Annotated in this window: 11 protein-coding genes; 4 read left to right on the top strand and 7 right to left on the bottom strand. The window is 73.8% G+C overall.

What is annotated here, in order from left to right:
* Nucleotides 1-9 precede the first annotated feature (9 nt).
* Nucleotides 10-2,733: an MMPL family transporter gene (locus H1226_RS09510; protein ID WP_258348493.1), complete on the bottom strand. Its 2,724-nt coding sequence runs from the start codon at nt 2,731-2,733 to the stop codon at nt 10-12.
* Between the two features lie 174 nt (nt 2,734-2,907).
* Between H1226_RS09510 and H1226_RS09505 the strand changes: the two genes are divergently transcribed.
* The 3 genes from H1226_RS09505 to H1226_RS09495 all read left to right on the top strand — a co-directional run bounded on the left by H1226_RS09505 (nt 2,908) and on the right by H1226_RS09495 (nt 5,490).
* Nucleotides 2,908-3,603 (top strand): TetR/AcrR family transcriptional regulator, encoded by a 696-nt coding sequence (locus tag H1226_RS09505; protein WP_258348492.1) that lies wholly within the window; start codon nt 2,908-2,910, stop codon nt 3,601-3,603.
* Between the two features lie 267 nt (nt 3,604-3,870).
* On the top strand, nt 3,871-4,302 hold the full coding sequence (locus H1226_RS09500) for an OsmC family protein (protein WP_258348491.1): 432 nt from the start codon (nt 3,871-3,873) through the stop codon (nt 4,300-4,302).
* Between the two features lie 360 nt (nt 4,303-4,662).
* Nucleotides 4,663-5,490 (top strand): DMT family transporter, encoded by an 828-nt coding sequence (locus H1226_RS09495; RefSeq protein ID WP_225045277.1) that lies wholly within the window; start codon nt 4,663-4,665, stop codon nt 5,488-5,490.
* Here the strand turns inward: H1226_RS09495 and H1226_RS09490 are convergent.
* From H1226_RS09490 to H1226_RS09470, 5 genes are all read right to left on the bottom strand, one after another.
* Nucleotides 5,477-6,934 carry a condensation domain-containing protein gene (locus H1226_RS09490; RefSeq protein ID WP_258348490.1) on the bottom strand — a complete coding sequence of 486 codons (1,458 nt, stop codon included), beginning with the start codon at nt 6,932-6,934 and terminating at the stop codon, nt 5,477-5,479. The genes H1226_RS09495 and H1226_RS09490 overlap by 14 nt on opposite strands.
* A gap of 6 nt (nt 6,935-6,940) precedes the next feature.
* On the bottom strand, nt 6,941-8,374 hold the full coding sequence (locus tag H1226_RS09485; protein WP_258348488.1) for a condensation domain-containing protein: 1,434 nt from the start codon (nt 8,372-8,374) through the stop codon (nt 6,941-6,943).
* Entirely contained in the window at nt 8,371-9,936 is a 1,566-nt protein-coding gene (locus H1226_RS09480; protein ID WP_258348483.1) for a hypothetical protein, read from the bottom strand. Before H1226_RS09480 ends, H1226_RS09485 begins: the two co-directional genes overlap by 4 nt.
* 455 nt (nt 9,937-10,391) lie before the next feature.
* Nucleotides 10,392-10,856, bottom strand: coding sequence for an Lrp/AsnC family transcriptional regulator (locus H1226_RS09475; protein WP_373690034.1), 465 nt, complete (start codon nt 10,854-10,856; stop codon nt 10,392-10,394).
* A complete protein-coding gene (locus H1226_RS09470; protein WP_258348480.1) occupies nt 10,853-12,001 on the bottom strand; it encodes a M24 family metallopeptidase in 1,149 nt (382 codons plus the stop codon). Before H1226_RS09470 ends, H1226_RS09475 begins: the two co-directional genes overlap by 4 nt.
* 398 nt (nt 12,002-12,399) lie before the next feature.
* Between H1226_RS09470 and H1226_RS09465 the strand changes: the two genes are divergently transcribed.
* The gene (locus H1226_RS09465) at nt 12,400-13,311 is read left to right on the top strand and encodes a 5'-3' exonuclease (protein WP_258349381.1); all 912 of its coding nucleotides are present in this window, start codon (nt 12,400-12,402) and stop codon (nt 13,309-13,311) included.
* A 24-nt stretch (nt 13,312-13,335) separates the two neighbouring features.
* Here the strand turns inward: H1226_RS09465 and H1226_RS09460 are convergent, their stop codons facing one another.
* Complete coding sequence (locus H1226_RS09460; RefSeq protein ID WP_258348478.1) at nt 13,336-14,556, bottom strand: GNAT family N-acetyltransferase; 1,221 nt, start codon at nt 14,554-14,556, stop codon at nt 13,336-13,338.
* Nucleotides 14,557-14,575: the final 19 nt, after the last annotated feature.

Here is a 14,575-nt window from a genome sequence, read left to right as displayed (position 1 = left end):
CTCTGCTTTCTAGCGGATCGCGGCGGAGAGGACGTCGGGCATCGCGGCGTCGTCGCGCAGTTCGGTGAGGGTGGCGGGGGCACCGGCGGGCAGCACGTCGCGCGCCTCGGCCAGCCCGGTGGTGCCGGCGATGACGGTGGTCCCGGCGCCGGTGAGCAGTTCGCGGATGCGGCCGCGCTCGCCGGGGTCGGAGGCCCGGTCGGTGCGGTCGAGCACCAGGACCTCCGGTTCTTCGCGCAGCGCCGCCCGCACCGCGTCCGCGCCGCCCGCACCGGCGTCGACGTAGGCGACCCGGGACCGCACGGCCGAGCCGCGGGCGGGGAGCACGTAGCCGAGGACCTTGAGCCGCCCGGAGTCGGGCTGGAGCCTGCCGGACAGCGTCAGCAGCACCGCGGTGATCGCGGATTCGTGCACGCCGCGCACCACGTGGGTGCCGCCGCGCTCCACCAGGAAGCCCACGTCCCGGTAGACGGGTGCGCCGGTGGACGGGTCGTCGAGCCGCAGCCCGGCGCAGGCGATGGCCTCGTTCGAACCGGGGCGCGGCCAGTCGGCGAGCTCGATCTCCTCGCGCAGGTTCTCCCCTTCGACGTCGAAGGCGGGCAGCACCCGGTCCAGCTTCCGCGGCATCCACCACGCCTTCTCGCCGAGCAGCGCGAGCACCGCGGGCACCAGCGTCATGCGCACGATGAACGCGTCGACGAACACGCCGACCGCGAGCCCCAGCGCGATGGGCTTGAGGTTGGCGTCGCCGTCGGGGACGAACGCGGCGAACACCGCGAACATGATCACCGCGGCCGCGGTGACGACCTTGCCGGAGGAGACGAAGCCGGTGTGGATCGCGGCCTGGGCGTCCTTGGTGTGCACGTACTCCTCGCGCATCCGGGACACCAGGAAGACCTCGTAGTCCATGGCGAGGCCGAACAGGATGCCCATCAGCACGATCGGCATGAAGCTGATCACCGGCCCGGTGCGGGCGACGTTGAGCGCCTCGGCGCCCCAGCCGTCCTGGAAGATCAGCGTCACGATGCCCATCGAGGCGCCGATGCTGAGCAGGTAGCCCAGCGTCGCCTTGATCGGCACGGCGATGGAGCGGAACACCATCGTCAGCAGCACCAGCGACAACCCGACCACGACGACGCCGAACGGCAGCAGCGCCTCACCGAGCTTGTCGGAGACGTCGATGCCGACGGCGGTGAAGCCGGTGACGGAGATGTCGATGCCGTAGGCCTCCTGGAAGTGCCCGCGCAGCGAGCGGATCTCCTCGACGAGGTCCTTGGTCTGCTGCGAGTCCGGGGCGCCCTCCGGGATCACCTGCACGATGCCGGTGTCCGCGGTCGGGTTCGGCACGGCCATCGGCACGTCGGCGACGCCGGGCAGCCGTTCGATCTCGGCCTTGAGGTCGTTCATCAGGCCGAGCGGGTCTTCGCTGGTGACGATGCTGCCGGTGACGATCAGCGGCCCGTTGAAGCCCTGCGGGAAGTGCTCGTCGGTGAGGTCGTAGGTGACCCGCGCCGGGTCGCCGTGCGGCAGCGCGCCCGCGTCGGGGAGCCCGAGGCGGAGCCCGGCGGCGGGCACGGTCGCGATGCCGAGGACGCCGACGACGATGAGCACGGTGACGATCGGGAAGCGGGTCGCGGCGCGGACCCAGCCGGCGAAGAACCGCTCGCCCACCGGCGGCTTGGCGCGGTCGGCGCGGGCGCGCTTGCCCGCCCTCGCCGACCGCGGGGTGAGCCGGGCCCCGGCGAAGCCGAGCAGCGCCGGGATGAGGGTGAGCGAGACGAGCACGGCGATGGCGACGGCGACGGCACCGGCGACGCCCATCGTGGTGAGGAACGGGATGCCCGCGACGCCGAGGCCGACGAGCGCGATCACCACGGTCAGCCCGGCGAAGATCACCGCGGAGCCCGCGGTGGCGGTGGACCGCGCCGCGGCCTCCTGCGGCGACACGCCCTGGGCGAGTTCCTGCTGGTGCCGGGAGACGATGAACAGCGCGTAGTCGATGCCGACGGCGAGGCCGAGCATCAGCGACAGCAGCGGCGTGGTCGCGGTGACGGAGCCGAACGCGGTCGAGACGAGGATGAGCGCGGTGGAGACGCCGACGCCGATCAGCGCGTTCACCAGCGGCATGCCCGCGGCGAGGAACGAGCCCAGCGTGATCATCAGCACCACGATGGCGATCACCAGGCCGAGCGCTTCGACGATGCTGATGCCGGGGAAGCTCTGCGCGAACAGCGGCCCGCCGTAGGAGGACTGGGAGCCCTCCGGGAGCCGCTGCTGGAGGTCGGCGGTGATCTGGGCGATGTGGTCCTTGGTGGGCTGACCGATCTCCATGGTCTGCCCCTCCAGCTGGATCATGATCAGGGCGGCTTCGCCGTCCTCGCTGATCGATCCGCCGAGGTCCGCGTTGTAGGGCGAGACGATGGAGGCGGCCTCGTCCATGCCTTCGAGCTCGTCCACGGACCGCTCGACCTCGCGCTGCACGGCCGGGGCGCGCACGTCGTCGGCGACCACGATGATCTGCGCGGAGGCGCCGCTGGTCTGCGGGAAGGTCACCGACAGCCGGTCGAGGGCGTTCTGCGCCTCGGTGCCGGGGATCGTGACGTTGTTGTCCATTCCTTTGAACAGGAGACCGGCCGCGCCGCCGGTCACGACGAGCACGAGGAGCCAGATCACGAGGACGGTCTTGCGGGCCGCGTAGGCCCTCCGCCCCAGTGTGTAGAGGAACGAGGACACGCCACACTCCTGTCGCCGGGAAGGTTCTCGCCGGACGGCGGATCACCAGATCAGGGGAAGTGGATACAACGCTGTATCCGATACATGAGCGTATCGGATACGATGGGACGGTTCCACGCGGGCCGCGATCGGCGGGAAATCCGCAGGTGCACACCGCAGGAAGGAAGGTTCGTGATGAGCGCGAACAAGCTCGTCGCACCCGAGGGGCGCGCGGACGCGCCCGCGCGCGAGACCGCCCGGCGCGCCCGGACCCGGGAACGGCTGCTGGACGCCGCCTACCGGCAGTTCAGCGAGCACGGCATCAACGGCGCCTCCATCGAGGCCATCGCCGACGACGCGGGCTTCACCCGCGGCGCGTTCTACTCCAACTTCGGCAGCAAGGAGGAGCTGTTCTTCGCGCTCACCGAGCGGGAGAACCGGGCCCGGCTGGAGACGCTGCGCGAACACTTCTCCCGGCTGGTGGCGCCGCTCGGGGAGACCGGCGGCAAACCGGCGCCCGCCCACATCGAAGGCATCATCGCCGACGTCATGTCGTTCCAGCCGGACATCCGGCAGTGGTGCCTGATGCAGAGCGAGTTCCGGCTGCTGGCGCTGCGCGACCCGGACGTGGCCCCGCGGTTCCTGGCCGCCGCGCAGTCCTTCCAGCGCGAGCTCGCCACGATGATCGACACCGCGGTGCGGGCCGTCGGCGTCCGCTTCCGGATCGACGCGCTCGACCTCACCCGGCTGCTGGTCGACCAGTTCGACTCGGCCATGCAGGAGGCGATCCTCGCCGGGGACGAGGACCCCGACCGCAGCGTGCGCGAGAAGGTGATGCGGACGCTCCCCCTCCTGGTGCACAGCCTCACCACCACGCTGGACGGGGACTGACGAGCGTCTTTTCATTGCGGGGCGGGTCGGGTAGCGGAACCTCAGCGGCTTCCTCGCTGCCCGCTTTTCGGTGCGGCCGCGATTTCTGATGCACGTCCACGTGGACGTCCCCGGAAGAAGTTCGGAGCCGGGGTGGGTGGGGGCCGGTCGGGGGGTGGGTGGGATTCCGCACGGCGTGGGAGTGGAAGCTCTGCGAAGGTCGGGACGTTCTTGATCCCGGGTGCGCCACCGCGCGCACCCGACGACACCGACGCAGAAGGAGAGGTCATGGCCGACCGCAACGCCACGACTAGCTGGACCGGCGACCTGGGCTCGGGTTCGGGCCTCGTCACCCTGGACTCCTCGAACGCGGGGCAGTTCCCCGTGTCGTTCGCGACCCGCGCCGAGGACCCGGCCGGGCAGACCAGCCCCGAAGAGCTCATCGCCGCCGCGCACTCGTCCTGCTTCAGCATGCAGCTGTCCGGGTTGCTCAGCGAAGCCGGCCTCACCCCGGAACGGATCGACACCAGCGCCGAGGTCACCCTCGGCAAGTCCGGCGGCGGCTTCGCCATCACCGGCATCGCGCTGACCGTGCAGGCGACCGTGCCCGGCGCCGACGACGCCACCTTCCAGCAGGCCGCGCAGAAGGCCAAGGAGATCTGCCCGGTCTCCGCCGCCCTGACCGGCACCACCATCACCCTGGAAGCCACCCTGTCCTGACGCTCCCCGGGAGCAACGGCCCGTTCGACCGGTGGGACCGGGCGGACGGGCCGTTCACGTGAGGGGCGGCCCGGCGGCTTCGGGGAACCCGGCGACCCGGGCGCTGCGGAGCCGCACGGCGACCGGTGCTCCGGGAGCCCGGGGCGCCGGTCACTCCGGGATCGCCCGGCACCCCGGTCGCGTCCGGAACCCGCGGCAGACCGGCCACTCCGGACGACCACATCGGACGGAACGGACGATCCGCCCGCGGGCCGCTCCGGACGGACGAGCCGACTGCTCCGGCCGCGCGAGCGCGACGGGCCGCGGGCGGGGCAGGATCGGGACGCGGTCCGATTCAGGGAGGCGGCCATCGGCGTCGACGTGGTGCTCGCCGTGCTCGGCGCGGCGCTGCTGCACGCCACCTGGAACGCCCTCGCGCACGGCATGGACGACCGGCTCGCCGGATTCACCCTCATGTCGCTGGTCTACGCCGCGATCGGCGGCGCCGCCGCCCTGGTCACCGGGTTCCCCACGGCCGCCGCGTGGCCGTACGTGCTCGCCTCCGCCGCGGCGCACGTGCTCTACCAGGTGGGGCTGATGCTCAGCTACCGCCTCGGCCAGTTCGGCCAGGTCTACCCGCTCGCGCGCGGCACCGCGCCGTGGGTGGTGGCGCTGACCTCCGCCGCGCTGCTCGGACAGCGGATCTCGGTGCCCGAGCTCGCCGGGGTGCTGGTGATCTCGGCCGGGCTGACCAGCCTGGTGCTCGTCGGCGGGCGGCCCACCGCCGCGCGGTTCCCGGCGCTGGCCGCCGCGTTCGGCACCGGGCTGGTGATCGCGCTCTACACCGTGCTCGACGGCGTCGGCGTGCACCGTACCGACGTGCTCACCTACGCCGCCTGGCTGTTCCTGCTGCAAGGGCTCGCGCTGCCACCGCTGGCGCTGGCGGTGCGCGGCCGGGCGCTGCCCGCCCAGCTGCGGTCCGCATCCGGCGGCGCGCTGCTCGGCGGGGTGCTGTCGCTGGCCGCCTACGGCATCGTGCTGTGGGCGCAGACCCGCGGCGCGCTCGCGCCCATCGCCGCGCTGCGCGAGACCAGCATCGTGTTCGGCGCGCTGATCGGGGCGGTGCTGTTCCGCGAACGCCTCGGCCGGGGGCGCGTGCTCGCGAGCGCCGTCGTGCTCGCCGGGATCGTGCTGCTCAACCTGCCCTGACCGCGACCGGGCGCCGCGCCGCCGCGGTGAGGACCGCGACGAGCCGGGCGCGGAACCCGCGCACCGCCGCCTCCGCCGCCGGCGTCCCGGGGAAGCGGGCGCGCAGGAACAACCCGTCGTCGGTGCGCGAGACCCACAGCTGCACGTCGTCGGCCACCGTCTCGCTGCTGATGTGCCGCGGCCGGGATTCCGGGAACTCCAGCGACACCGGCATCGCCCGGTAGTCCACGTAGGACAGCATGAAGACGTCGCGGCGCTCCCGCCGGTAGTCCTCGGCGACCGCGGCCAGCACGTTCGGCAGCGGCACCCCCAGCGTGCCCAACGCCTCCCGGAACGCGACCTTCGCGTGCGTGTGGGTCTCCGCGAACCGGCCCTCCACCACGTTGAACGCGATCGGCGCGTTCGTGGTGAACCAGCCGACCGCGTGCCGCCACCGCGGTTCGTGGCGGGTGTGCAGCGGGACGAGCAGCCCGATCCGGTCCGCGGCGCCCAGCTCGCGCAGCGCCAGCCCGGCGGCGGCCAGCAGCCCGGTGAAGGCGCTGCCCGCCGCCGACCGGCAGGCCGCGTCGAACGCGTCCGCGCACTCCGCGTCCAGCAGCCGGCCCGTCGTCGAGCGCTGCGGCACCGGCTCGCCCGGCCGCACCCCGAGCTCCAGCGGGAAGCCGGGCGTCGTGCCACCGCGCTCCAGCAGGAAATCCCGCCAGTAGGTCACCGCCGGATGTTCGACCTCGGGGGCCGGCGGTGCGTCCAGCACCTCCGGGCCGGGCGCGTCCCACTCCGGCCCGGGTGCGGTGCGCACCGCGCCGACCCGGGCCGCGGTGACCGCCGCGTGCTCCGCCGCGCAGTGGTCCACGAAGTCGCCGACCGCGGGCAGCGCCGCCTGCTCGCCGCGGACCGCGGCGCGGTGCAGCACCTGGACCTCGTGCGCGACCACTGCCATCGACTGGGCGTCCGCGCAGGAGTGGTCGAACGCGGCGAACGCGGTCATCCCCCGCTCGTGCCGGATCGCGCCCAGCAGGAACGGCGGCCACCGCAGCGGGTGGCACCGCTCGGCGAACCGCCGCGCCAGGTGCGCGCGCACCGCCGCCGAACTCGGGAACGCACCCGCCTCGCGCCGCCGCAGCGCCACCGCATCGGGGGCGAGCACCGCGCGGTGGAACTCACCGCCGTGCTCGGCGAACCGGCTCAGCAACCCGGGATGCCGCCGGACCCAGCGCCCGAACGCCACCTCCAGCGCCGCGGTGTCGGGCTCCCCCGGCAGGTCGAACGCGACGGCCAGCCACTGCGGCGCCCCGCCCGCCCGGACCCCGTCCAGGTGGAAGCGCTGGTTCAGCGAGGGCGGCACCTCGCTGGGCGCGAACTCGTGGCCCGGCAACGGGAACGCGGTCCACTCCACGACCTCGCCGGGCGGCGGGTCGAACGCGCTGGTCGTCGTGACGTGCACCGCCGATCACTCCACGGCCGCGAGCGGCGCGGCGCCGCGGAACTCGTGGTCGCCCTCGGCGAGGACCCGGTGCAGCACGGCCTGCACGCGGTCCAGGTAGCGGGCCACGTTCTCCGCCGCGACCGGGGTGTCCGGGTAGCTGGCCTTCAAGTAGGTCAGCCCGCGCAACCGGTTGATCCACATCGGCACGTCGAAACCCTCCCCCGGACCGCTGAGCACTCGCGCGCCCGCCGCCTCCCACAGCTCGGAGCCGCGGACGCGGCGCAGGTCGATGAACGACACGATCGGCAGCACGGTGCGCGCGTCCTCCTGCAGCCGCAGCCGCGACCCCAGCATCTCCACCAACTTCACCACCGGCACGCCCGCGATCGCACGGGCCCGGACGAACGCCTCGTCGGCGGCGGCGAGCACCTCGCCGAAGGTGCGCAGCCCGGCCAGCGAGAAGTGCAGCGGCACCAGGTTCACGAACCAGCCCTGCGCGGCGGCCCACCGCGGCTCGTCGCGGGTCTGCACCGGAGTCAGCGTGCGGTACGACTCCGCGCCTGCCAGCTCGGCGGCGGCGATCGCGAGCGCCGCGAAGACCCCGGCCGGGAAGCTGCCGCGGTGCTCCCGGCAGCGCTTGCCGAACGCGGTGGCCTGCGCGGCGTCGAACAGCTCGCGCTCGGTGAGCAGCTTGCCGCGCGGTTCGTCGCCGAGCCCCAGCGGCAGCGGGAACGACGGCGGCCTGCTGCCGCCCTCCAGCCAGAACTCGCTCCAGGTCCGCACGGCCGCGGCCTGCTCCTCGGCACCGATCTCGCGGTCGCGCTCCAGCGCGGCGAAGTCGGCGTGGTCGCCGACCTCCGGGAGCTCTGCCGGTTCGCCCGTGATCTGCTCCCAGTAGAGGCGGCGCAGCTCGTCGAACACCAGGAAGATCGAGTAGCCGTCGGTGTGCGCGTGGTCGACGGCGAAGAACACGGTGGAGGACTCCGGCCGCAGCACCCCGCCGAGCACGAACGGCGGCCAGCTCAGCGCGCTGGTGGCGGTGGCGAACCGGTGCAGCAGGTGGTCCCGGATGTCGGCACCGCTGCCGTACTCGCCGACCTCGACGGGCGCGAACGCCACGTCCGCGGCGTCCAGCGCGCAGCGGCGCAGCTCGTCGCCGGTGTTCTCGAACCAGGTCAGCAAGGTGGCATGCCTGCGCACCCAGCGCTGCCAGGCACCGGCCATCGCCACCGGGTCCAGCTCACCCGGCAGGTCGAACGCGGTGGCCAGCCACGGCGAGTGCACCGCGCCCGCGGCGTCGTTGGCCAGCGCGCGGCGGAGGTGGTTCTCCTGGAACGAGGACGGTGGCGCCGGATGCTCCCGGGCCTCGCCCAACGAGTCCGAAGTGGACTCCGTCGGGTGCCATTCGACGAGCCTGCCCGGAGCGGGCTCGTACTCGCGGAGTGCGGTCATCCTCATGGGCGAGTTCCCTTCAGCACCACGTCGTGGTCCGGCCCGGCGCGCCGCGAACCGGCACCGACCGGCGTGCGCGCACCGGACCCTACTTGATCATGGAGTTCGACGTCCGTCCACAGTGGCGCGAACTCGGGCAGCAGCTCCGGATCCGCCGCCGAGGCCGCCGCGCGCACCAGGTACCGGATCCGCTCGACGTACTCGCGCACCGCGGCATCCGTCCGCGCCGCACCGGGGAACCTGCTCGTCACGTAGATCCCCTCCTCGCTGCGCATCACCCAGAGGTAGACCTCGTCGGCGGAGCTGGCCGGCGCGTGCAGCGCCCGCGCCTTCGACTCGGCCCAGCACCGCGCCCCTGGGCTGGAGCGCAAGTCCATGTAGGACACCACGAACCGCGGCGGCAGCTCGACGCCCAGCAGCTCCGCCACCTTCGGCACGGGCACCGTCGACAGCGGCTTCGCCCGCCGCAGCGCCGCCCCGGCCCCCGGCAGCAGGTCCAGCAGGTCCACGCCGTCCGGCACCCCGGCGGCACCCGCGGCGACCACCCCCACCGGCAGCGGCAGCGCCACCGGGGCGAGGCCGACGAACCAGCCCAGCGACCGCGCCCACCGGCGGGCGGACCTGGTGTGCAGCAGCAGCAACGCGCGGAACTGCTCCGGCGCGTCGGGGGCGCCCGGCCGGGCCGCGGCCAGCGCCAGCGCCGCCAGCGCCCCGGAGAACGCGCTGCCCCCGTTGCGGCGGCACGCCACCTCGAAGGCGGTGGCGCCGTCCGCGTCCACCAGCCACTCGCAGAGGCCGTGCTGGCGCGACCTCGGCTCGGCGGACGGCGCACCCGCGGGCAGCGGGAACCCGGGCGGCGCACCGCCGCAGTCGGCGAGGAACTCGGCCCACCGCTCGACCGGTTCGTCGGAGCGCTCGAAACCGTCGGTGTACTCCCGCTCCCGGGCGCAGAAGTCGACGTAGCTGCCGACCTCCTCCGCGGCGGGCAGGTCGGCGGGGCGACCGGCGCGGGCGGCGAGGTAGAGCTCGCGGACCTCCTGCAGCACCAGCAGGATCGAGTAGCCGTCCACGTTGCCGTGGTCGAACGCGAGGCACACCGTGCACGAGTCGGCGCGGGTGACGGTCGCGAACACGTACGAGGGCCAGCTCGTCGGGTCGGTGCGCGCGTTGAACAGCTCGCGCAACGCGTCGGAGATCTCCGCCGGTTCCCGGAAGGTACCCAGCCCGTCGCGGGAGATCACCGATCGACCGGGGGCCCAGGTGCGGCGCCGGACCTCGCCGCCGTCCGAGCGCAGGGCGCTGCGCAGGGTCTCGTGCCGGTCGACCCACCGCAGCAGCGCCGCGCGCCAGGCCGGCTCGTCCAGCGGGCCGTCCAGGTCGAAGCCGATCGCCAGCCAGCTCGGGTCGCTCGCCGCGCCCCGCTCGGCCCGGGCCCGCACGTGGGCCTGTTGCAGGTGCGACGGCGGGCGGGGGTCGGGCACGGGTTCCGCCCCTTCCGCGGGGGACACGCTCCACTGCGCCGCCTCGCCCGGCCGGACGCTGTAGTCCGCGATCTCCGTGAATCTCATGCCACCCAATCAGGTTGCCGATACCGCGCCCCGCTCGCGTCGGGTCGTCGCACTGGACCATTCCGATGCGCGGAGAGGTCATGATGCCGCAAGGCGACCGGAATGGGTTTCGGGGCCCCACCGGTCCAGCGCGCTAGGGCGGCCATTCAAAACCGGGGAACTGCGCGACCGCAAGACCCCGATGCGCGAGGAGAACGTTTCCGCAGCGCAGTGCGGTCGGAATTCACATCCGCGGGGCGGGATCGGGACGCGGCACGACCGATTCAGGAACGTTTCTCACGAATGCTGATATTTGTTCGAGTCATGAAAACTTTCCGGCCAAATGCGAGTTTCATCGCCCTTGCCGCACGATTCACCGCGCACTCGCATCACTGCACCACGCGAATCGGCGACCCCCGGAAAGCGAACGTGGCGGTGCCGAACGGATCGGCACCGCCACGCGAGCACGTCGAGGGCTAGATCTGCGGCGGCCGGTGCTCGTACGGGGTGGACAGCACCACCGTCGTCCGCGTCGACACCTTCGCCGCCTCCCGGATCTGCCGCAGCAGCTCCTCCAAGCCCAGCGGCGAGGCCACCCGCACCTGCAGGATGTAGGACTCGTCGCCCGCCACCGAGTAGCACGACTCGATCTCCGGCAGGTGCTCCAGCCGCTGCGGGTAGTCGTCCGGCGCGGCCGGATCGATCGGCGTCAACGAGATGAACGCCGTCAGCGGCAACCCGATCTGGTCACCGTCCACTTTGGCCACGTAGCCCTGCAGCGCGCCGCGCTGCTCCAGCCGCCGCACCCGCTGGTGCACCGCCGACACGCTCAACCCGACGCGCTCGGCCAGATCGGTGAAGCTGCACCGGCCGTCGTGCGCCAGCTCCCGCAGGATCGCGCGGTCCGTCGCTTCCAGTTCGCCCGTGTTCCGGTCGCTCACGCCGGCAGCACCACCAGGTCGTGCGGCTGCGAGTTCACGCTCAGCACCCCGTCCTCGGTGACCACCACGATGTCCTCGATGCGGGCGCCCCACCGGCCCGCGTGGTAGATGCCCGGTTCGATGCTGAACGCCATGCCCGGCTCCAGCTCCAGCGCGTTGCCGCCGACGATGTAGGGCTCCTCGTGCACGTCCAGGCCGATGCCGTGCCCGGTGCGGTGGATGAACTGCTCGCCGAAACCGGCCGCCGCGATCGGTTCCCGCGCCGCGGCGTCGATCGACTCGGCGGTGGCTCCGGGGCGCACCGCCCGCACCGCCGCGTCCTGCGCCGCCTGCAGCACCGCGTAGGTCTCCAGCACGTCCGGCTGGGCCGGCTCGCCCACCGCGTAGGTGCGGGTGCAGTCCGAGTTGTAGCCGGAGGCGATCGGACCGCCGATGTCCACCACCACCACGTCCCCGGCCTCGATCACCCGGTCCGACAGCGCGTGGTGCGGGCTGGCACCGTTCGCGGCGGAACCGACGATGACGAACTCCGCCTCGGTGTGCCCCTCCTCGACGATGGCCGCGGCGATGTCCGCGCCCACCTGCGCCTCGGTGCGCCCGGCGGTGAGGAACTCGCCCATCCGCGCGTGCACCCGGTCGATCGCGGCGCCCGCCGCGCGCAACGCGTCGATCTCGGCGGCGTCCTTGCGCATCCGCAGCTCGCGCAGCACCGAACCGGCCAGCACCTGCTCGGCACCCGTCGCCGAGCGCAGCGGCAGGCAGTGCAGCGCCGGCATCACGTCGGCGACGCCCAGCCGGGACGGGGCGCGACCGCCGCGGCGCAGCAGGTCCGCGACCAGCGCGTGCGGGTCCTCGCCGTCCACCCAGGTCACGACCTCGATGCCGAGCTCGTCGGCCGGGACGTCCGCGTAACCGGGAGCCTCCAGCTTCGGCAGCACCAGCACCGGGGCGGCACCGCCGGCGGCGGGCAGCACCAAGGTGCTGAGCCGCTCGAAGGACTCACCGCGGGCACCGAGCAGGTACCGCAAGTCCGAACCGGGGGTGATCAGCAGGGCGTCCAGGTCGGCGTGCGCCGCCGTCTCCGCGGCGCGGCGGAGCCGGGCGGAGAGCACCGCGGGATCCTGCTTGAGCGAGTCAGTGGCCATGGCCACCTAGCCTAACCGCCGGGCGCCGCGCTCCTCCGGCGGTGCGCGGGCCGAAGATCAGCACCGCGGTCCGCGGGCCGGAACCGGGCGGGACGCCGCTGACCCGCCCGGCCCGCCGCGCCCGGCCGGGCTGCGACGCCCCGGGGAGGACCGACGTGCCCGGCCGGAACGGCCCGCCCACCGGTCGGGGGTCGGCGACGGGCCGCTCCGCACCCCGGCCACGAGGACCGGGAAGCCGCGGTGCGCGGCGCGTGCGCACCGGGCTGCTGCGACTGTAGGACGTCCCCCGAGCGGCCTGGTGACAGTGATCTGACAGCCCTGCGGAACCCGGATCGGCCCCGCTCCGCCGGACGGCGTCGGCCGGTCGTGACAGAGTGTGCGCCGTGACGGGTTCTGTGATGCTGATCGACTCCGCCGGGTTGTGGTTCCGCTCCTACTACGCGCTGCCCGAATCGCTGACCGCCCCGGACGGGACGCCGGTGAACTCGGTGCGCGGGTTCTGCGACATGCTCGCGAAGCTCATCGGCGAACGGCGGCCGACCCGCGTGGTGGCCTGCCTGGACAACGACTGGCGGCCGCAGTTCCGGGTGGACGCGCTGCCGTCCTACAAGGCGCACCGGGTCGCCGAGGCGGACCCGGACGCCGAAGAGGTGCCGGACACCCTCGGCCCGCAGATCCCGATCATCCTGGACGTGCTGGACGCGCTCGGCGTGGCCACCGCGGAGGCCGAGGGCTACGAGGCCGACGACGTGATCGGCGTCCTCGCCGAACGCGAGACCACCGACCCGGTGGAGGTCGTCACCGGCGACCGCGACCTGTTCCAGCTGGTGCGCCGGGCACCGACACCGGTGCGCGTCCGCTACGTCGGGGCCGGGTTGGCGAAGGCGCAGGACTTCGGCCCGGACGAACTCGCCGAGCGCTACGCGCTGGACCCCGCTCGCGCGGGCGAGGCGTACGCGGAGATGGCCGTGCTGCGCGGCGACCCCTCGGACGGGCTGCCCGGGGTGGCCGGCATCGGGGAGAAGACGGCCGCGAAGCTGATCACCGAGTTCGGTTCGCTGGCGGCGCTGCTGGCCGCTTCCGAGCAGGGCGATCGGCGGCTCACGCCGCGGGTGCGCGGCAAGCTCGCCGACGCCGCCGACTACCTCGCCGCCGCGCCCGCCGTGGTGCGGGTCGTGCGGGACGCGCCCGTGGTGCTGGACCGGCCGGACACCGCTCCCGCCGCGCCGGCCGACCCGGACCGGTTGGCCGAGCTCGGCACCCGGTGGGGCCTCGGCGGGCCCTTGGACCGGCTCATCGCCGCGCTCTGACCCGGTGCCGCTCGACCGTCCCGGTCAGAACTGGGTGCCGCACCACGGCGGGCGCGCAGCGGCGAAGAGGCGGTCGGCGGCGGCGAGCGCCGACGGCTCGTGGACCTCGACGCGGTTCGCCGCGGCGAGGGTGCTCGGCCGGACGTCGCCCAGGTACAGCGAACCCAGCACGTCCACGTCCAGGCCCAGCTGCGGCGCGTCCGCGACCGGTTCCGCGCCACCCGGCCCGATCCGGTAGCGGCCCGAGTTCTGCGGCAGGAACGGGTCCCGCACCTCGACGACGACGGGCTCGGCCGCGCCGTAGGACCGCGCGGCCAGCGCCGCGGGCACGTCCACCAGCCGCACCCACAGGTCGTCGTCGACGCGGTCCACGCCGCAACCGCGCCGGTCCGCGAGCCACCACGGCAGCGGCTCGTCCAGCGGGCGGTCCACGGCGATCACCGAGGTCGCCAGGTCCAGGCCCAGCAGGAACCGCCACAGCGAAGCGGTGGCCGCGTCGTCCGCGCCGTGCATGTCGCTCACCAGGATGCGGATCGACCCGTCGCCGAAGTGGTGGTCGGTCTTCGACGGCTCCCAGAGCGCGAACCCGTCGTCGGTGCCGGAGTCGTCGGAGTGCACCGCGACCCGCAGCGCTCCCCCGTTCTCCACCGTCCCGGCCAGCCGGGTGGTCCACCAGCCCTCGCCGCGGGCGATGAGGCCGGGCCTGCCCGCGGCGATGCGGGAGTACAGCTCGGGCAGCAGCTTCTCCGCCGCGGGCCCGTCGACCAGCCGCACCTGCCCGCCGATCGGCGCGTCCGGGCGCAGCTCGGCGTGCGTGCGGGCCACCTGCACCCGTTGCGACCGGGTTCCGAGGCCGTAGCCGAAGCGCGGGTAGATCCGCGTCTCGGAGGCGTGCAGCACCGCCAGCGGCTCACCGCGCTCCCGCAGCTCGGTCAGCTGCGCGCGCATCAGCCCCCGCAGCAGGCCGCGCCGGGTGCGGTCCGCGCGCACCCCCACCCCGGTGACCGCGGCGGCGGGCAGCACCGCGCCGCCGGGCACCTCCAGGGCCGAGGTCATCGACAGGGCGGTACCGGCGAGCTCGCCGTCGAGGAACGCGCCGAACACCCGGCCCGGCTCGTACCTGGTCGACGAGCGCTGCCAGCGCTCGTCCCCGGGGCGCTGCGGTTCGTGCAGCGAGGCCAGGAACAGGTCGAAGCTCGGGCGGTACTCGGATTCGGCCAGCGGCCGCACGTCGACGTCGGTCACGCCTGCATCCTGCCCAGTG

The sequence above is a fragment of the Saccharopolyspora gregorii genome (assembly GCF_024734405.1).
Classification (GTDB): Bacteria; Actinomycetota; Actinomycetes; order Mycobacteriales; family Pseudonocardiaceae; genus Saccharopolyspora_C; species Saccharopolyspora_C gregorii.
Note: the sequence above shows the minus strand (reverse complement) of the source record. Positions and strands in the feature narration are given on the sequence as shown.

Excerpts from the sequence above, each read along its gene's own strand:
- H1226_RS09500 (WP_258348491.1), top strand. The coding sequence starts at position 3,871 with ATGGCCGACCGCAACGCCACGACTAGCTGGACCGGCGACCTGGGCTCG.
- H1226_RS09480 (WP_258348483.1), bottom strand. The coding sequence starts at position 9,936 with ATGAGATTCACGGAGATCGCGGACTACAGCGTCCGGCCGGGCGAGGCG.
- H1226_RS09505 (WP_258348492.1), top strand. The coding sequence starts at position 2,908 with ATGAGCGCGAACAAGCTCGTCGCACCCGAGGGGCGCGCGGACGCGCCC.
- H1226_RS09485 (WP_258348488.1), bottom strand. The coding sequence starts at position 8,374 with ATGAGGATGACCGCACTCCGCGAGTACGAGCCCGCTCCGGGCAGGCTC.
- H1226_RS09470 (WP_258348480.1), bottom strand. The coding sequence starts at position 12,001 with ATGGCCACTGACTCGCTCAAGCAGGATCCCGCGGTGCTCTCCGCCCGG.
- H1226_RS09465 (WP_258349381.1), top strand. The coding sequence starts at position 12,400 with ATGCTGATCGACTCCGCCGGGTTGTGGTTCCGCTCCTACTACGCGCTG.